Origin of the sequence: Rhodoplanes sp. SY1 (genome assembly GCF_046000175.1) — a bacterium.
In the GTDB taxonomy this organism is placed as follows: domain Bacteria; phylum Pseudomonadota; class Alphaproteobacteria; order Rhizobiales; family Xanthobacteraceae; genus Rhodoplanes.
Genome location: NZ_JBEOMB010000009.1, coordinates 41,428 through 59,671, shown reverse-complemented (window position 1 = coordinate 59,671; position 18,244 = coordinate 41,428). Strand labels below are relative to the sequence as shown.

The 18,244-nt window shown below is 70.9% G+C and carries 17 protein-coding genes; 8 read left to right on the top strand and 9 right to left on the bottom strand.

Annotated features, from left to right (window positions below):
• Positions 1-105: 105 nt before the first annotated feature.
• Complete coding sequence (gene topA, locus ABTU92_RS03515) at positions 106-2,835, bottom strand: type I DNA topoisomerase (protein ID WP_408087721.1); 2,730 nt, start codon at positions 2,833-2,835, stop codon at positions 106-108.
• Between the two features lie 251 nt (positions 2,836-3,086).
• On the opposite strand from topA, the gene ABTU92_RS03510 reads away from it, so the two are divergent.
• Complete coding sequence (locus ABTU92_RS03510) at positions 3,087-3,296, top strand: hypothetical protein (RefSeq protein ID WP_408087719.1); 210 nt, start codon at positions 3,087-3,089, stop codon at positions 3,294-3,296.
• A 201-nt stretch (positions 3,297-3,497) separates the two neighbouring features.
• Here the strand turns inward: ABTU92_RS03510 and dprA are convergent, their stop codons facing one another.
• From dprA to ABTU92_RS03485, 5 genes are all read right to left on the bottom strand, one after another.
• Entirely contained in the window at positions 3,498-4,619 is a 1,122-nt protein-coding gene (dprA, locus tag ABTU92_RS03505) for a DNA-processing protein DprA (protein WP_408087717.1), read from the bottom strand.
• Between the two features lie 142 nt (positions 4,620-4,761).
• Complete coding sequence (locus ABTU92_RS03500) at positions 4,762-5,412, bottom strand: class I SAM-dependent methyltransferase (protein WP_408087715.1); 651 nt, start codon at positions 5,410-5,412, stop codon at positions 4,762-4,764.
• A gap of 291 nt (positions 5,413-5,703) precedes the next feature.
• Complete coding sequence (gene plsY, locus ABTU92_RS03495) at positions 5,704-6,366, bottom strand: glycerol-3-phosphate 1-O-acyltransferase PlsY (protein ID WP_408087713.1); 663 nt, start codon at positions 6,364-6,366, stop codon at positions 5,704-5,706.
• Between the two features lie 133 nt (positions 6,367-6,499).
• Positions 6,500-7,801, bottom strand: coding sequence for a dihydroorotase (locus ABTU92_RS03490; protein ID WP_408087711.1), 1,302 nt, complete (start codon positions 7,799-7,801; stop codon positions 6,500-6,502).
• A 186-nt stretch (positions 7,802-7,987) separates the two neighbouring features.
• Positions 7,988-8,941, bottom strand: coding sequence for an aspartate carbamoyltransferase catalytic subunit (locus ABTU92_RS03485; protein WP_408087709.1), 954 nt, complete (start codon positions 8,939-8,941; stop codon positions 7,988-7,990).
• Between the two features lie 180 nt (positions 8,942-9,121).
• On the opposite strand from ABTU92_RS03485, the gene ABTU92_RS03480 reads away from it, so the two are divergent.
• The gene (locus ABTU92_RS03480; protein WP_408087707.1) at positions 9,122-10,759 is read left to right on the top strand and encodes an acyl-CoA dehydrogenase family protein; all 1,638 of its coding nucleotides are present in this window, start codon (positions 9,122-9,124) and stop codon (positions 10,757-10,759) included.
• Between the two features lie 313 nt (positions 10,760-11,072).
• Complete coding sequence (locus ABTU92_RS03475; RefSeq protein WP_408087705.1) at positions 11,073-11,615, top strand: hypothetical protein; 543 nt, start codon at positions 11,073-11,075, stop codon at positions 11,613-11,615.
• Positions 11,616-11,695: 80 nt separating this feature from the next.
• Here ABTU92_RS03475 and ruvX read toward each other — a convergent pair whose 3' ends face one another.
• Positions 11,696-12,172 (bottom strand): Holliday junction resolvase RuvX, encoded by a 477-nt coding sequence (gene ruvX / locus ABTU92_RS03470; protein WP_408087703.1) that lies wholly within the window; start codon positions 12,170-12,172, stop codon positions 11,696-11,698.
• A gap of 152 nt (positions 12,173-12,324) precedes the next feature.
• Between ruvX and ABTU92_RS03465 the strand changes: the two genes are divergently transcribed.
• The 5 genes from ABTU92_RS03465 to ABTU92_RS03445 all read left to right on the top strand — a co-directional run bounded on the left by ABTU92_RS03465 (position 12,325) and on the right by ABTU92_RS03445 (position 17,264).
• Positions 12,325-13,023, top strand: coding sequence for a metal-dependent hydrolase (locus ABTU92_RS03465; protein WP_408087701.1), 699 nt, complete (start codon positions 12,325-12,327; stop codon positions 13,021-13,023).
• 135 nt (positions 13,024-13,158) lie between these two features.
• The gene (locus tag ABTU92_RS03460) at positions 13,159-13,896 is read left to right on the top strand and encodes a hypothetical protein (protein ID WP_408087699.1); all 738 of its coding nucleotides are present in this window, start codon (positions 13,159-13,161) and stop codon (positions 13,894-13,896) included.
• A 382-nt stretch (positions 13,897-14,278) separates the two neighbouring features.
• The gene (locus ABTU92_RS03455) at positions 14,279-14,773 is read left to right on the top strand and encodes a CreA family protein (RefSeq protein WP_408087788.1); all 495 of its coding nucleotides are present in this window, start codon (positions 14,279-14,281) and stop codon (positions 14,771-14,773) included.
• Positions 14,774-15,262: 489 nt separating this feature from the next.
• Positions 15,263-16,219 carry a PAS domain S-box protein gene (locus ABTU92_RS03450; protein WP_408087697.1) on the top strand — a complete coding sequence of 319 codons (957 nt, stop codon included), beginning with the start codon at positions 15,263-15,265 and terminating at the stop codon, positions 16,217-16,219.
• A 223-nt stretch (positions 16,220-16,442) separates the two neighbouring features.
• Complete coding sequence (locus ABTU92_RS03445) at positions 16,443-17,264, top strand: hypothetical protein (protein WP_408087695.1); 822 nt, start codon at positions 16,443-16,445, stop codon at positions 17,262-17,264.
• Here ABTU92_RS03445 and ABTU92_RS03440 read toward each other — a convergent pair.
• Together ABTU92_RS03440 and ABTU92_RS03435 are read right to left on the bottom strand one after the other, a co-directional pair.
• Positions 17,222-17,773: a DUF3124 domain-containing protein gene (locus tag ABTU92_RS03440; RefSeq protein ID WP_408087693.1), complete on the bottom strand. Its 552-nt coding sequence runs from the start codon at positions 17,771-17,773 to the stop codon at positions 17,222-17,224. The two genes, ABTU92_RS03445 and ABTU92_RS03440, sit on opposite strands and share 43 nt — an antisense overlap.
• 68 nt (positions 17,774-17,841) lie before the next feature.
• Entirely contained in the window at positions 17,842-18,222 is a 381-nt protein-coding gene (locus ABTU92_RS03435) for a hypothetical protein (RefSeq protein WP_408087691.1), read from the bottom strand.
• Positions 18,223-18,244 lie beyond the last annotated feature (22 nt).

The window sequence follows — 18,244 nt, the reverse complement described above, 5'->3', positions numbered from 1 at the left end:
CAAGGGGGGAGAGAGCAGGCTGCGATGCAGGGCTAAGCCCACCCTCGAACGCCGGCGCCGTACGCAGGTGCCGACAGGTCGGATTCAGATGTTCGCGCCGAGAGCTCACTCGCTGTCGGCCGGCTCCGGGGTCTTCTTCGCCTTGGCGGCCGGCTTCTTCGCTGCGCCTTTGGCAGCCGCCTTCTTGGCCGGTGCTTTCTTCGGCGCGGCCTTCTTGGCGGGCTTCGCCTCGCCCTCGTCCTTCGCCTTGGTGTCCTTGGCCTTCGCCTTCGGGGCCGCCACCTTCTTGGCCGGAGCCTTGCGCTTGGGGGCGCCGCCCGTCTTCTCGGCCCGCTGAGCGATCAATTCGACGGCCTCGGCGAGCGTGATGGTCTCCGGCGTCTTGTCCTTCGGCAGCGTCGCGTTGATGCCGTTGTGGCTCACATACGGCCCGTAGCGGCCGGCCTTGACGACGATCGGCCCGCCCTGGTCGGGATGGTCGCCCAACGTCTTGCCGGGGTCGCCGCCGAACCGCCGTCCCTTGCCGCCCTTCTCGCGCTTCTCGGCGATCAGCGTGACGGCGCGATTGAGCCCGATGGCCAGCACATCGTCGCCCGGCTCCAGGTTGGCGTAGGTCTTGCCGTGCTGCACGTAGGAGCCGAAGCGGCCGATGCCGGCCAGGATCGGCTCGCCGTCCTCCGGATGCTTGCCGACCTCGCGCGGCAGCGACAGCAGCCGCAGCGCCATCTCGAGGTCGACGCTGCCCGGGTCGGTGCCCTTGGGCAGGCCGGCGCGCTTCGGCTTGTCGCCGCCGTTCGCCTCGCCGAGCTGGATGTAGGGGCCGAAGCGGCCGCTGCGCAGCGTCACGTCGAAGCCGGTGTCGGGATCCTGGCCCAAGACCTTGTTCTCCGCCTCGCCGCCCTCGCCGTTGCCGACCGAGAACGGCCGCGTGTAGCGGCATTCCGGATAGTTCGAGCAGCCGATGAAGGCGCCGAAGCGGCCGAGCTTGAGCGACAGGCGGCCGGTGCCGCAGGTCGTGCAGACGCGCGGGTCGGAGCCGTCCTCGCGGGCCGGGAAGATGTGCGGGGCGAGCATCGCGTCGAGCGCGTCGATCACCTCGCTGATCTTCAGGTCCTTGATGCCGTCGACCGCGCCGGTGAAGTCGGTCCAGAAGCGGCGCAGCAGCTGGTGCCACTCGATCTCGTTGTTGGAGACGCGGTCGAGCTGCTCCTCCAGATCGGCCGTGAAGTCGTACTCGACATAGCGGGAAAAGAAGCTCTCCAGGAACGCCACGACGATGCGGCCGCGGTCCTCCGGGACGAGGCGGCGCTTGTCGATCCGCACATAGTTGCGGTCCTTGAGCACCTGCAGGATCGACGCATAGGTCGACGGCCGGCCGATGCCGAGCTCCTCCATGCGCTTCACGAGCGACGCCTCGGAGTAGCGCGGCGGCGGCTCGGTGAAGTGCTGGGTGACGTCGAGCGCCTGCTTGGCGAGCGGCTCGCCCTGGCTCATGGCCGGCAGACGGCGGCTCTCGTCGTCGTCGGGATCCTCGTCGCGGCCCTCCTGATAGACGGCGAGGAAGCCGTCGAACGTGATCACGCTGCCGGTGGCGCGCAGATCGAGCGTGCGGCCCCCCGCGCTCGCGGTGATGTCGACCGTGGTGCGCTCCAGCTCGGCCGATTCCATCTGGCTCGCCACGGCCCGCATGTAGATCAGCTCGTAGAGCTTCGCCTGGTCGGGCTCGAGGCCGCGCTTGATGTCGCGCGGGCGGCGCGCCATGTCGGTCGGGCGGATCGCCTCGTGCGCCTCCTGGGCGTTCTTCGCCTTGGTCTGGTACTGGCGCGGCGCGGCCGGGAGATAGCGGTCGCCGTAGTCCTCCTTGACGACGCTGCGCACCGAAGCGATCGCCTCCGGCGCCATCTGCACGCCGTCGGTTCGCATGTAGGTGATCAGGCCGACCGTCTCGCCGTCGATGTCGACGCCCTCGTAGAGCCGCTGCGCCACCCGCATCGTGTGGGCCGGGGCGAAGCCGAGCTTGCGGCTCGCCTCCTGCTGCAGGGTCGAGGTCGTGAAGGGCGGCTGCGGGTTGCGCCGGGTCGGCTTCGCCTCGACGCTCGCGACCGTGTAGCGGGCGGCCTCCAGCGCCTGCTTGAACGCCTCGGCGTCCGCCCCGCTGCCGATGTCGAGCCGGGTGATCTTCTTGCCGTCCGCCCCGACGAGCCGGGCCTGGAACGCCTCCTGGCGCGGGGTCAGGAGCGTCGCGACCAGCGACCAGTACTCCTGGCTGACGAACTTCTCGATCTCCAGCTCGCGGTCGCAGACGAGCCGCAGCGCGACCGACTGCACGCGGCCGGCCGAGCGGGCGCCCGGCAGCTTGCGCCACAGCACCGGCGACAGCGTGAAGCCGACCAGATAGTCGAGCGCGCGGCGCGCCAGGTAAGCATCCACCAGCGCCTGGTCGACCACGCGCGGGTGCTTCATCGCCTCGGTGACGGCCTGCTTGGTGATGGCGTTGAACACCACCCGCTCGATCGGTTGGTCCGGCGAGAGCGCGCGCTTTTCACGCAACGCTTCGATCAAGTGCCAGGAGATCGCCTCGCCCTCGCGATCCGGGTCGGTCGCGAGAATCAGCTTGTCGGCACCTTTCAGCGCGCGGGCGATGTCGGCGATCCGCTTCTGCGCCTTGCCGTCGACCTCCCAGATCATCCGGAAGTCCGCCTCGGGATCGACGGACCCGTCCTTCGGCGGCAGGTCGCGGACATGCCCGAAGGAGGCCAGCACCTCGTAGCCACGGCCGAGATACTTGTTGATGGTCTTCGCCTTGGCCGGAGATTCGACAACGACGACGTTCATGAAAAGCCTTGCAGTGGACGTGGTGCGCCGGGGACCCGGTTCCGGGCCGCCGCGGCCCGGAAAATGGTTAAGCGGGGGGCAGGTGTCAAATCCGGGCTGCAGCGCGCCGCTCGCACACCCGAGCACGTATCAAAAGTTGTGTTTATTTACGGTCGCGATTTGAGATAGAATTCCTGTCGGAAACCACGAGCGAGACCATGCGCCCGTGCGGCCGCGCGGGAAACCCGCCCGGTCGCGCGGCAGGGGATCTCATGTCCGATCTTTCGCCTGCCGACGAGCGGCCGACGCCGCAGGCCACGGCCGCCTATATCGCGGATCTGACCGGCGACCTCGCCCGGATGGCGCGGCGCCACGGCCTGCCGACGCTCGGCTACATCCTCGACATGGCGCGGGTCGAGGCGGAGGCGCACAGCGGGGCCGGCCGCCCGCAGGAGCGCGCCAACGGCGCGCCGCCGCGGTGAGCGGGAAGGCGCTTGGCCCTGTGCAGTTCGGAGGGCTTTGCGAAGTTCGTCATTCCGGGACGACGCGGAGCGCCGGACCCGGAATCCAGCCAAGAATGCCGAGTTCGCTGGATTCCGGGTTCGCGCCTTCGGCGCGCCCCGGAATGACCTAGTCTTGCGGATCTGGCGTTTCGAGACACGGCAGCGCCTACCGCGCGGCCCTCAGACCAGCAGCGCCACCCGGCCGCCGCGCTGGCGGTCGAGGCGGCCGGCGAGCTCGAGCTCCAGAAGCGTCATGTGGACCGTGGCGGGCGCCGCGCCGGACCAGCGGATCAGGTCGTCGACGGCGACCGGGGTCGGGCCGAGCAGTGCCGTGATACCGTCGCGGGTGCGCGAGTCCTCCGGCATCTCGAAGGGCAGTGGCAGGGTGATCGGCGCCGGTTCGTCGAGCGGCCGCTCGAATCGCCCGCCCAGCATGGGCTCCAGCGCGGCGACGACGTCGGCGGCGCCGGTCACCAGGGTCGCGCCCTGCTTGAGCAGGTCGTTGCTGCCTTCGGCGCGCGGGTCGAGCGGCGAGCCGGGCACGGCGAACACCTCGCGGCCGTGCTCGAGGGCGCGCCGGGCCGTGATCAGCGAGCCGGAGCGGCGCGCCGCCTCGACCACCACGACGCCCAGCACCAGCCCGGAGATGATGCGGTTCCGACGGGGGAAATCGCGCCCGCGCGGCACCCAGCCCATCGGCATCTCGGACACCACGGCGCCGCGCGCCGCGATCGTCTCCAGGAGATCGAGATGCTCGGGCGGGTAGGGCCGGTCCTGGCCGCCGGCCAGCACGGCGATGGTGCCGCGGGCGAGGCTGCCCTGGTGGGCGGCACCGTCGATCCCCCGCGCCAAGCCCGAGACCACCGCGAATCCTGCTTCGCCCAGCTCGCGGGCGATTCTTTCGGCGAACATCAGCCCGGCCGCCGAGGCGTTGCGGGCGCCGACGATGCCGACGGCCGGCTGCTGCAGGAGGTCGAGGCGGCCGCGCACGCCGATCAGCGGCGGCGCGTCGTCGATCGCCTGCAGGGCGGGCGGGTAGTCGGGCTCGCCGAGCGCGACGAAGACGACGCCGTGGCGGCGCGCCGTCGCGATCTCCTTGCGGGCCTCGTCGACTGTGGTGACCTGGACGGGCCGGGTGGCGCCGCCCCGGCGGGCGAGGTCGGGCAGGGCGGCGAGCGCGGCGCGGGCGCCGCCGAACCGGTTGAGCAGCGCCCGGAAGGTGCGTGGGCCGACATTCTCGCTGCGGATCAGCCGCAGCCAGTCGAGCCGCTGCTCGTCGGTGAGACGCACGCCGGGCGCCACGCGGACGCTCCCCCTGCCGGGCGGGCCGACCGGGCCGGCCACACCGCCGGGCGGTATCGTGGCATGGGAGCGCGCGATGCGCGAGGGGTGATTCGCGTTCTGCGCGAGGTGAGGTTGCAGGCGCGGCGGCGATCCGGGCGGGTCAGCCGCGCTTCACGCCGCGGCAGACGTAGTAGGAGCCGAACAGGAACTCTTCCATCCGGAAGTCGTCGACCAGCGGCTCCAGGTGCTCCCACGGCCGGATGTAGGGATTACCCAGCACCGTGTGCTTCATCAGCCAGATGCTGAACGGCAGCACCATCCGGCCGCCGATCCCGGGCGGCAGCTTGGCGTCCATGACGACGATGCGGCCACCGGGCTTCAGCAGGTCGAGGGCGCGGGCCAGCACGGCGCGGTGGTGCGGCATGGTGTTGTAGGACAGGCCGAACATCACCGCGTCGAGCGGCTCCGGCGCGCGGTATTCGGCGGCGTCCGATTCGGTGAGGACGACGTTGTCCCAGCCGGCGGCCGCGACGCTCGCGCGGGCGCGGGCCAGCATGCCGGGCGAGAAGTCGACGCCGTAGACCCGCCCGGCCGGGCCGACCGCGTCGCGCAGGAAGGGCAGATTGCGCCCGGTGCCGCAGCCGATCTCCAGCACCCGCTCACCCGGCGCGAGGCCGATGCGCTGGACCGCGGTGCGACGGAAGGCCGAGGGCATGAACAAGAGCCACTCGAACGGGACGATCAGGCGGGCGATGCGGTCGTAGCGGTGGCGGATGTAGTCGAGATCGTAGTCGGCCCACTGAACAGCCACGAGACACCCCCTGCGTCGCGCCGCTCGACGCGATTCCCCTGCCGCGACCGGTCCGCCGCGCCCCGCGAGACGCCGACGGCCGAACGTCGCCGGAGTCGGCGGCGTCACGGTTCCCGGAGGTCGCGATACGGCATGGGGCCGCGGCCTGTAAAGAACCGCCGGTTCGGTTTGCGGCCGGAACGTTGTTCCGGCGCCAGCCATTCAGGATTTTCGGGATGCGCGAATTGTCGCGGGCGCGACCGTCGACCGCCCCGCGCCGGCCCGGCGCCGCCGCGTCCCGACGGAGGCGGCTCAGGCCGGCTCGTCGGCCGCCGGTGTCTTTTTCCCGCGGGCGCCGATCTTCGACTCGGTGCCGGCGGCGAGGCGCCTCAGGTTGGGGAGATGCTTCACCCAGGTGATCGCGGCCAGCACGGCGAACAGGAGCGCCGCCTTCGGCTGTCCGAGGATCCACAGGAGCACCGGGCTCGCCGCGCTGGCCGAGAGGCCGCCGACCGACGAGTAGCGGGTGCCGAAGGCGGCGGCGAGCCACACCACGCCGAATCCGGCGGCGACGAGCGGCGACACGGCGATCAGCACGCCGATGAAGGTGGCGACGCCCTTGCCGCCGCGAAAGCGCAGCCACACCGGATAGAGGTGGCCCAGGAACGCGCCGAGCCCGGCGACCAGGCCGAGATCGGCCGCCCCGGCGGCGGCGCCGGCGAGCAGCGGGGCGATCAGCACGGCCGCCGTTCCCTTCAGCGCGTCGAGCAGCAGGGTCGCGGCGGCGAGCCCCTTCCGCCCGGTGCGCAGCACGTTGGTGGCGCCGATATTGCCCGAGCCGATGGTGCGGATGTCGCCCTCGCCGGCGATCCGGGTCAGCAGCAGCCCGAACGGGATCGAGCCGAGCAGATAACCGAGCGCCAGCGCGGCCGCGATGAGCGGCGCGGCGTCGATCCAGGAACCGGGTTGGAGCATCGTCGTCCGCTCCGGGGGTGAGCTTGTCCGCCGGCCACAGCGGCGGCGCGTGCGGCGGACCCTATCGGGCGGCCGGTTCCCCGACAATCCGTCGTGACGCGCCGCTCACATCGATCGCGAGTCGTCCGGCCGGTCAGACGAACTCGTAGACGGTGCGGCCGGCCACGATGGTGCGCACCACGCGACCCTGCAGGCGGGCCTCGTCGAAGGGCGAGTTCTTGCACTTCGACTTGAGGTCCTCGCGGTCGAGCACCCAGGGCGTCTCGACGTCGATGACGATCACGTCGGCCGGCGCGCCGGGCTTCAGCGTGCCGCCGGGCAGGCCGAGGAGCTGGGCCGGCCGGGTCGACATGGCGCGAATGAGCGTCGGCAGCGGCACGTCGCCGGAATGGACGAGGCGCAGCCCGGCGACCAGCATGGTCTCGACGCCGATCGCGCCCGGCGCCGCCTCGGCGAAGGGCAGCCGCTTCGTCTCGACGTCCTGCGGGTCGTGGTCCGACATGATCACGTCGACGAGGCCGCTGCACAGCGCCTCGACCAGGGCGACGCGGTCGCTCTCCGGCCGCAGCGGCGGCGTCACCTTGCAGAAGGTGCGGTAGGAGCCGACGTCGAGCTCGTTGAGCGTGACGTGGTTGATCGACGCCGACGCCGTGACGGCGAGGCCGGCGTCCTTGGCGCGCTTCAACACGTCGAGCGAGTCGGCGCAGGTGAGGGACGCCGCGTGGTAGCGCGAGCCGGTCAGCCCGACGAGCCGCATGTCGCGCTCCAGCACGATCGTCTCGGCGGTCTTCGGGATGCCGAGCAGGCCGAGCCGGGCCGCGTACTCGCCCTCGTTCATCACGCCGTCGGAGGAGAGGTTCGGATCCTCGGTGTGGTGGACGATCAGCGCGTCGAAGTCGCGCGCATAGGTGAGGGCGCGGCGCATCACCTTGGCGTTGGTCACGCTGCGCGCCCCGTCCGTGAAGGCGACGGCGCCGGCGGCCTTGAGGAGGCCGAACTCGGTCATCTCGTCGCCCTTCAGGCCCTTGGTCAGCGCCGCCATCGGCACAACCTTGACGATCGCGGTGTCGCGGGCGCGCCGCATCACGAAGTCGACGGTGGCGGGATCGTCGATCGGCGGATGGGTGTCGGGCTGGCAGACGATCGTGGTCACGCCGCCGGCGGCGGCCGCCTGGCTCGCCGACGCGAAGGTCTCGCGATACTCGGCCCCCGGCTCGCCGATGAAGGCGCGCATGTCGACGAGGCCCGGTGCGACGACCTTGCCGGCGCAGTCGACGACCTCGGTGCCTTCCGGCACGCCGGCGGCGCCGATGCCGCGCTTGATGTCGCGCACCAGCCCGTCGGCGATCAGCACGTCGGCGACGAGATCGAGATCGCGCGAGGGGTCGACGACGCGGGCATTGGCGAGAAGGATCGGGCGGCGTTCGGAGAGCATGGTCACACCAGGACTTCAGCGGGCGTGCGCGAGGCGTGATGCGGTCGCCGGTCACCCCGGCCCGTCATGCCCGCGCTCGTCGCGGGCATCCACGTTCTGGACGTCCCGCGGTGGTTCACACGTGGATGGCCGGGACGAGCCCGGCCATGACGGAAAGAAACGACGTGGCCGACCCGAAGAGCCGGCTCACGCATTCGGCAGGTTCCGCGACAGCGCCTCGAGGATCGCCATGCGGACCGCGACGCCCATCTCGACCTGCTCGCGGATCAGCGAGCGGGCGCCGTCCGCCACGGTCGAGTTGATCTCGACGCCGCGGTTCATCGGGCCCGGATGCATCACCAGCGCGTCCGGCTTGGCGTAGGCGAGCTTCTTCTCGTCGAGGCCGTAATAGGCGAAGTACTCGGTCGAGGACGGGATGAAGGAGCCGTTCATGCGCTCGCGCTGCAGGCGCAGCATCATCACGATGTCGGCGTCCTTCAGGCCCTCGCGCATGTCGCGGAACACCTCGACGCCGAACCGCTCGATGCCGGGCGGCAGCAGCGTGGAGGGCGCGATCACCCGCACCCGCGCGTCCATGGCGTTGAGCAGGAGGAAGTTGGAGCGCGCCACCCGCGAGTGCAGGATGTCGCCGCAGATCGCCACCGTGAGGCCTTCGAGGCGGCCCTTGTTGCGGCGGATCGTCAGCGCGTCGAGCAGCGCCTGGGTCGGATGCTCGTGGGCGCCGTCGCCGGCGTTGACGACCGAGCAGTCGACCTTGTCGGCGAGCAGCTTCACGGCGCCCGATGCGTTGTGCCGCACGACGAGAATGTCGGGGTGCATCGCGTTGAGCGTGATGGCCGTGTCCATCAGCGTCTCGCCCTTGCGGATGGACGAGGACGCGACCGACATGTTCATCACGTCCGCACCGAGCCGCTTGCCGGCGAGCTCGAAGGACGCCTGGGTCCGGGTGGAGGCTTCGAAGAAGAGGTTGATCTGGGTCCGACCGCGCAGCGAGGTGGTCTTCTTCTCGACGCGGCGGTTGAGATCGACGAATTCTTCGGCGAGGTCGAGGAGACCGACGATCTCCTCGCGCGAAAGGCCCTCGATCCCCAGCAAATGACGCTGGCGGAGCACGAAGGCGGGTTTGGGTGCCATATTCATCAAAGCCAGCCGTATAGGCTCGTTCGCGGAGCCCAGCAAGCACGCCGTGCTAAGCTCCGTATTTGTCCCCAGCTACGAGGGCACGGGCTGGGGACAAGATGGTCCGGACTCGGCCGGAAAGATCCGGCACGGCCGGCGAGATCGGGTTAGGGTTGGGCGAGTGCACAGGGCGGGACACGCATGATGGCCGAGCAGGGTCGCCACAACCAGCCTCCATTCTTCGCCGACATCGATCTCTACGACACCGACCGCGCCCTGAAGGACGCCGTCGTCGCCAACGGCGCGGTCGACGAGGCGCGCCTCCTCGGCGCTTTCGGACGGCGTTGGGGTGCGGGCGAGATGGGCGAGCACGCGCGTCTCGCCAACGAGAACACGCCGCGCCTGCAGGCCTTCGACGCGCGCGGCGAGCGGCGCGACACGGTCGAGTTCCACCCGTCCTACCATCATCTGCTGAAGGAGAGCGTCGGGGCCAGCCTCCACTGCTCGACCTGGACGCCCGACGGAGCCCGCGCCGACGCCCCCTCCGAGGTCGCGCGCGCGGCCCGGTTCTACATGGTCGCCCAGGTGGAAAACGGGCACCTGGCCACCGTCATCACCACCCGGGCCGCGGTGGCGCCGCTCGCCGCGGCGGCGTCGCCGGTCGCGGTCGAGATGATCAGGAAGGTGGTGAACCGGCATTACGACCCGAGCTTCCGGCCATGGGAAGAGAAGTTCGGCCTGACGCTCGGCATGGGCGTCACCGAGCGGCAGGTCGGCACCGACGTGCGCGGCGTCGCCACAACGGCCGCGCCGGTCGCCGACGGCTACGCGGTGAGCGGGCACAAGTGGTTCATGTCGGCGCCGATGAGCGACGGCTTCGTCGTGCTGACGCAGGCGCCGGGCGGGCCTGTCGCCGTGCTGGTGCCGCGCTTCCGGCCGGACGGCGAGATCAACGGGCTCGAGCTGCAGCGCCTGAAGAACACGCTCGGCGGCCGCTCGGCCGCCACCGCCGAGGTAGCGTTCCGCGACGCCTTCGGCTGGCCGCTCGGCGCCGAGGGGGAGGGCGTGCGCACCATCATGGAGATGATCCAGCTCAGCCGCGCCGACTGCGCCGTCTCGTCGGCCGGGCTGATGCGGGCCGCGCTCGCCCACGCGGTCCACCATGCCCGCCACCGCGATGTGTCCGGGCGGAGGCTCCACGAGCAGCCGCTGATGCGCGCCGTGCTGGCCGACCTCGCGCTCGAGACCGAGGCGGCCGTCGCGCTGGTGTTCCGGCTCGCCCGGTCGTTCGATCTCGCGTCCGCCGATCCGGCCGAGCGCCTGCGCGCCCGCCTGCTCACCCCGGTCGCCAAGTTCCGGGTCGCCAAGACCGCGCCGGCCCTGGTGGCGGAGGCGATGGAGTGCCTCGGCGGCAACGGCTTCGTCGAGGACGGGCCGCTGCCGCGGCTCTATCGCGAGGCGCCCGTCAACGCGATCTGGGAGGGCGCCGGCAACGTCCTGTGCCTCGACGTACTGCGCACGCTGGGCCGCCACCGCGACGCCGTCATGGCCGTGGTCGACGACCTCGCCGGCGAGGCGGGCGACCTGCCCGGCGCCGTCGCGACGGCGATGGCCGTGCGGGCGGCGTTCGACAGCCCGGAGCGCGAGCGGCTCGCCCGCGTCGCCGTGGAGCGGCTGGCGCTGCTCGCCACCGCGGCCGCGTTGCGCGCCTCGGCCTCGCCGATCGCCGAGATATTCGCCCGGCTGCGGCTCGCCGGTGCCGCGGAGGCGACGGCGGGCACCAGCGATCTCTCGAGCCAGGAGATCGACCACTTGCTCACCCGCGCCATGCCGGGGTGAGCCTCACCCGCGCCATGCCGGGGTGAGCGCATCGGCCGCAGGCGGTCCGCGGCGCGCCGCGCCCGCCATGCGCGGCCCCTCCGCGGCAGCTTCGTGGCGATGCCGCGGCGACCGGTGCGATCATCCTCCCCAGACCGCGATCATCGAATGATGTCAATGCCGTGCGTCATGTTGCGCCGCGGCGGAACCGACCGCGCGGCCGCCTGTTGACGGCACGAGAGCCTGTCACCGCGACGTCACGAACCGGACGACCGGGGCGGCGACCTCGCGCCCCGCGCGGCGTGATCGTTGTCCGGAGCGGGCTCGTCATCACATGGAGCAGAACACGATGAAGACGACGATTCGTTACGCCCTCGCGGCCGGTCTGGTCGGTGCGGTCGCCCTCGGCGCCGCCACCCCGAGCGAGGCGCAGTCCCGCAAGTCGATGCGCTACCAGGACCGTGTCGCCACGCAGTCCTATTCGCAGGGCTACTACGGCGGTCCGGTCGCCGCCGGGGTCGGGGTCGCCGGCCAGGCGGCCCGCACCGGCGTCGGTCTCGCGGCCGGGGCGGTCGGCGCCGGCGTCGGCCTCGCCACTGGCATCGCCGGGGCCGCGCTGAGCCCTCTCACCGGCGGCTACAACGCCGGCTGGCAGCCCGGTTACGAGGGTTACGCCTCGGCCGGCGGTCCGGTGACCGGCCCGGCCGGCGGCACCGCCGCGGTCGCGGGCTCCGGCCAGTGCTGGATCTCGACCGACCTCAACCGGGGCTACGGCTACATCGGTGACTGCCGGACCCGTCGCGCCGACTTCGGCGTGGCCGCGATCACGGGCCAGCCGGGCACTCAGGGCACCGTGCTGCCGTATCCGCTGTACTGATCGGGCGCGTTCGAACGCGCTGATGTCGATCACGAGAGGGCGGGTCTTCGGACCCGCCCTTTTTCATGCGTGCGCCGGCTTCACGCCGGTCCGCGCAGCAGGCGGTCGAGGGCGCCTTGCAGGATGAAGATCGCGGCGTGCTGGTCGATCACGGCCTTGCGGCTCTTGCGGCTGGCGTCGGCGGCGATCAGCTCGCGCTCGACCGCGGCCGTCGACAGCCGCTCGTCCCACAGGCCGATCGGCAGCTCGGTGAGCTTCGCCAGGTTGCGCGCGAAGGCGCGGGTCGCCTGGGCGCGCGGCCCCTCGCTGCCGTTCATGTTGAGCGGAAGGCCGAGCACCAGGCCGGCGACGCGGCGCTCGGCGGCGAGCGCCAGCAGCCGGTTCGCGTCCTCGGTGAACCGCTTGCGGGAAATGGTCTCGACGCCGGTGGCGAGGCGGCGGTCGGGATCGCTCACCGCGACCCCGATGGTCTTGTCGCCGAGATCGAGGCCGACGAGGGCGCCGCGCTCCGGCAGCAGGGGGGCGATCTCGACGAGAGGAAGGACGGGTGCGGGCATGCGCCCGCCTAGCACGGCGTCCACAGCGGCGCGAGTCCCGCGCCGAGCCGGTCGGGTGCGATTGACGCTCCTGCGCGCCTGCGGCTTATCTTTCGATCGATATGATCCGCAGCGCGGCGCGAGGCGTCATCGCGCGAAAGGGGGAGTTCGTCATGGAGATCACCTGGTTCGGCCATTCCGCCTTCCGGCTCGACTTCAAGGGCACGGCCGTGCTGATCGATCCGTTCTTCACCGGCAATCCGGCTTTCGCGAGCGACCGTGCCGCGGCGATCGCGGGCGTCTCGCACATCCTCGTGACCCACGGCCATGGCGATCATGTCGGCGACACGCTTTCGATCGCGGCCGAGACCGGCGCGACGGTGACGACCAACTACGATCTCGGCATGTGGCTGGTGTCGAAGGGGCTGAAGAGCTTCAACCCGATGAACACGGGCGGCACTACGGACTTGGGCGCCTTCACCGTGACGCTGGTGCGAGCCGACCACTCCTCCGGCGATCTCGTCGATGGCATTCCGATCGGGCTCGGCAATCCCAACGGCGTGATCGTCAAGGCGGCGGGCGAGCCGACCGTCTATCACATGGGCGACACCGACGTGTTCTCCGACATGGGGCTGATCGCCGAGCTGCACGGGCCGAAGATCGCGATGGTGCCGATCGGCGACCGCTTCACCATGGGCGCGAAGAGCGCGGCATTCGCCGTGAAGCGCTTCTTCCAGCTCGATGCCGTGATCCCCTGCCATTACGGCTCGTTCCCGATCATCGATCCGACCGCGGAGAAGTTCGTCGCCGAGATGAAGGGCCACGCGACGCGGGTGATCGTGCCGGAGAAGGGGCGGCCCGTGGCTGTCTGATTTTCCAGCATTTGGCGGCATTGCTCGCCGCGAAAGGTTGAACCGTCCCGGCGTTTCGGCGCACCACGCTTTGTGGCCGACTCGCGGCGGCGGACGGGAACTTTCGGGGCGTCGCGACGTTATCACGAGACGGCCGTGTCCGCGTACGGCGTCTCGGGGACGATCATGGCTTCCCATTCATCCGGTAACTATTCGCTGTGGCCCGAGCGGGCCCGGCCGAGCCGCCGTCGATTGTCGTTCGCGCGACTCGGCGGCGTGGCTTCGGTGGCAGTCGTGATGGCGGCGGCCGGTTACATGGTCGTCGACGAGATGACCCGCACCTCCGCCCTCGACGCGCCGGTCGGGCGGAGCTGGGAGGATTACGCGGCGACGACCGGTGCAGGCACGGTCGGGCTGGCGCCCGCTGCCACAGAAGCGCCGCCCGCCGCTGTCCCGCCGACGGCCGTCGCGGCCCCGGGAGCGGCACCGTCGGCCGCGCCGCGGCAACGGCGCGGGGTGTCGGCGACCGCGCTGGCCCCGATCGGCACCACCGGCCCGACCGCTTCGACGGACGGTCGGCGGGTCCCTGACGGGCGGCCCCCGGTGGACCCGGCGACGACGTCGGCGGTCGCGGCCCCGACGACGCCCGCTCCGGCCGCGGCCGCGCCGCCTGTGACCGGCGAGCCGCCCAAGGAGGCCATCATGGCCGCCGGCGAGGACAAGCCCGCGGCCGAGCCGGCGAAGCCGAAGAAGAAGAAGGCCGTCCGCCGCAAGCCGCGGACCGAGACGGTCGACCAGGGCTGGGGCGGCTATCGCCGCGCCGACGCCTGGCAGCGCAGTGGCTGGGGCCAGAGCTGGGGTGGCCAACGGCAGGGCGGCTTCTTCCCGTACTGACCCGTTCCTGACCGATCCGTTCTCGCCCGATCCGTTCTCGATCCGGTCTCCGACTCCGGCCGACAGCGGCCGATCGGGACCCCCCGACGACGACCGACGAGACCCATTTGGTGATCGCCCACAGGTCGCTGTCGCGCCGTGTCTCCGCGGCTCGCCCGTCGAGGTGCCCCTGCGAGGCGCCGTCTTCGGCATTTCTTGCGGCGCCAGGAAACCGATCCCGCGTTGGGTAATTGACAACCGTCACAATGATCCTGTCTCGACACGGCGCGGGCCGTACCCGCCCGCCGCCGTGTCGTCTAAAACGGAGCTGGAAATGCAAGGTGATGTCGACAAGTCGCGCCGGGTTTCCCGGCGGGCGCGCTGTGTCGTCGCGACCGTCGCGATGGCCCTCGGCCTCGGTCTCGCGAGCGTCGTGCCGGCCGCCGCGGCCGAGGAGCCGGACCTGATCTTCCGCCGGTCGACCGTGTTCAAGTGGCTGAGCCCCAACGACAAGCTGGCGACCTATGGGCTCGACGACCCGGAGGTCGACGGCGTCGCCTGTCATTTCACGGTGCCCGAGAAGGGCGGCTTCAAGGGCTGGCTCGGGCTGGCCGAGGAGGTCTCCGACATCTCGCTCGCCTGCCGGCAGATCGGACCCGTGCGATTCAAGAAAAAGTTCGAGCAGGGCGAGGACGTGTTCCGCCAGCGCCGCTCTCTCTTCTTCAAGAAGATGCAGATCGTCCGGGGCTGCGATGTGAAGCGCAATGTACTAGTTTATATGGTCTATTCAGATCGGATCATCGAAGGCTCGCCGAAGAATTCGACGTCGAGCGTGCCGATCATGCCGTGGGGTCCCGCCGACACGGCGGTGCAGCGTTGCGGCGATTTTGTCGAGTAGTCACGTCCATTTGCGGCGACACGGATCGCTGCGGCCGAACCGGTGCCACGTCCGTCGCGGCGGACGTCGGCCCTGGTATTGCGATCCGCCCTGATTTCCACAGTTGCGCGCCCTTCGTTCTCTGTCCTGTACTCGTTCGCGGGCAGGAGGGCGGATCCGGATGGAGGCGCGAACGAGCGGGCCGGCGCGGCAGCGGCCAGCCGGAACGACGTCCGACCGGCAGCGGCTTGACACTGGTCAACGCGCCGGACGCCCTGGTTGTCCAGGAGTTCGGTCGGCATGGGTGGTTCCGCACGCCTCGGGACGCGCTGGTTCGAGGCGCGGTGTGAGGCTGCTCACATTGCAGGCCGTCCGTATCACCCAAAGTGGCGACGGATTAGGAAAGTCCACGCGTGACACGGACAACGGGTCTGGTTGCCGGACTGCGCGTCCTGCAATAGCCTGACCGCGACAGTGACCGAGATGCGGGATCCACGCGACATTGTTCACATGATCCTCGAGTCGGGACCGAGCGGCCTGGTCCTGGTGGACGGCGTGGCGCGCATCGTTTTCGCGAACGAGCACGCCGAGGAGCTGCTCGGCTACGCGCGCGGCGAGCTCGTCGGCCAGCCGGTCGAGTGTCTGGTCCCGGATCGCTTCCGCGACGGCCATCCGGATCTCCGCCGGGTGTTCGACCTGTCGCCGCGCGACCGGCCGATGGGGATGGGGCGCGACCTGGCGGCGCGCCGCAAGGACGGCAGCGAGTTCCCGGTCGAGATCGCGCTCAAGCCGATGACGGTCGACGGGCGCGCCTATGTGCTGGCCGAGCTGGTCGACATCACCGAGCGCAAGCGCACCGAGGACCGCCAGCGGCTGCTGATCGGCGAGCTCAATCACCGCATCCAGAACCTGTTCGCCGTGATCCAGTCGGTGGCGCTGTCGAGCCTGTCGGGCGAGCGGCCGTTGCGCGAGGCGCGCGACGTGTTCATCGATCGCCTGCAGTCGCTCGGCCGCGCCTACACGTTGATGACCGAGCAGGAGTGGCGCGGTGCGCCGTTGCGTCAGATTCTCGCCTCCGAGACGTCGGCCTTCGCGGACCGCGTCACCCTCGACGGCGTGGAGGTGATGGTGAAGCAGAACGCGGCGCAGAGCTTCGCGCTGCTGCTGCACGAGCTCACCACCAACGCCGTGAAGTACGGGGCGCTGTCGGCGCCCGAGGGCAGCATCGCGGTGCGCTGGAGCGTCGAGCGCGATCTGCGACCGATGGCCTTCGTGCTGTCGTGGCAGGAGGACGGCGGCCCGACCGTCGCCCCGCCGACCCGCAGCGGCTACGGCCGCAAGATCATCGAGGACACGATGCGGCGGATCGGCAAGCATTCCATCGAGTATGCGCCGCAGGGCCTGAAGTATCGCATGGAAGCGCCGCTCGAGAAGGTCGGCTGGGTGGTCGACGACTCGACGATCTGAGTGCTCGATACGTCACCGGTCGCTCACGTCATCCAGATCCTGAATAATGCGATCTGGCGTGACGTGATACCGGGCTAGAGCGGTTCGTTGCCCAGGCGACACGGATTTGTCACGATCGGTGGTTGAGCGTCTAATTTACCGCGGCTAAGTCGTCCGAATAAGGTACTGTTTTATTCGTTGAAGGTCGTTGTCGTGCATCTCGCGCCGTGAGCGCCATATTTTCATGAGTTGGAACACCGAACTCGCTTATTTCGTGACGCCGAAGTCCGGCCCGATGCGCCCGATGCGCACGCTGGTGGACGTGAACCGGGCGTTGCTCGACGACCTGCCGTTCGTATCCCGGCTCCGTCCGCACTGGGCCGCGGTGGCGCGGCTGCTGCTGATCGCCTCCGACACGGGATCGACAATCGACGTTCGCTTGGCGACCGACGCGCTGGTCCGCGCGCTCGAGACCGAGGGGTGGATGACGCGGGCGCGCGGAACCGTCGCGCTGTCGCCGTCCGACAAGACGCAATCGCCGGCGGAGCACATCCCAGTGTCGACATCCGCATCGAGCTCCGGCGTCGTCACGACCAGGCCTGCCGCGACGTTGCCTGCCACGCCCATGCCTGCCACGCCCATGCCGGCCACGCCCATGCCTGCCGCTGTCATCCCTGCTGCGACCACGCCTGCCGCGATGGTGGCCGGCGCGACCCCGATGGTCATCGCGGTCGAGCCGCGCCGTGACGCCGCAGCCGACGGGTGTGCGGCACCGGCCGTCGTCGCCGGGCCGCCAGTCTTCGAGCAAACGGTCTTCGAGCAACCGGTCTGCGAGGCACCAGTCTTCGAGCAACCCGTCTCCGAGCCACCGATCTTCGGTGCGCCCGGGTATCGGCCGGGCGGGGTCGTCGGCCCGGCCGCGCGGGCGCTGGACGCCAGCGACGATCTGCCGGGCCTGATCCTGCGGAAGCTGCCGGGCGCTCCGGCGCGCGCCGGCGCGCCGAGCGGGGCGATCGGCGGCCGTCACGGTCGCGGGATGCGGCGGCCGGCCGACACGAAGCTGTAGCCCTGGGTGCCCTGGACGGCGACCATCACGGCCTCGATCACCGGCTCGGCGTCGGCAGCCGGCGCCGCCCAGTCGACCACGAAGCTCGCGCCGATGCCGCCGCGCACGTCCTCCTGGGCGATCACCACCTGCATCGACGCATAGGGCTTCAACGCCACCGGCTTGTCGAGCGTCCGCTCGACCAGCCGGCCGGCCTGATCACGATACTCGACCGCCTCGATCACCAGCACGTCCTTGGCCGAGGCGTTGTGGATCGATAGAAGGCCGGAGAAATTGATCTTGGTGCGGCCGCCGCCGGCGATGACGGTCGAATGCAGCGGAACCAGCGTGCGGCCGCGCGCGGCCGGCGGTCCGGCCGGCACCGTGGCGGTCGCGTCGGGCAGCAGCATCACGGCCTGCTCGGCGCGGGCCGGACACGGCGCCACGAGCCCGGCGATCAGGACGACCGCCAGCAGGGACGCGCCGAGCGCGAGCGCGCCGACGCGGGAGCGATGCGGGGCGGACGGCACGGTTGCCTCCTCCAGATGAGCCGGCCGGTGGACGACCCCGGCCGGCGACGCGACGGCGCGAACCGACCTCAGCAGCACAGCCCGTCGACAGCGCAGCCGCAGCGGCCGTAGACGAGGTGCGGATACCAGTAGGCGGTCTTGGCGTCGCCCCGTGGCCCGTAGGGATAGACCTTGGTGCGCACGGCCCTGCCGTAGATCGCCGGCACGCCGTAGACCCAGCCGGCTTGAGGCACGGACCAGGTCGGCGGGGTCCAGGTCCGAACGACCACGAAGGAGCCGACGAAGGTCCGGTCGCGACGATGGCCGGCTTCGGCCGGCATGGCCACGGCGACGCTCGCCAGCCCGGCCAGGAGCGCGGCGAGCCGGGCGGCGCTCCCGCGGGCGCGGGGGCGACGTCGGAGGGCGGGGGTCTCGGTCGGCCGTTCGGCGGAGAGCTCGACGGATGTCATGGCGCGGTCCAGTCCTCGGGTT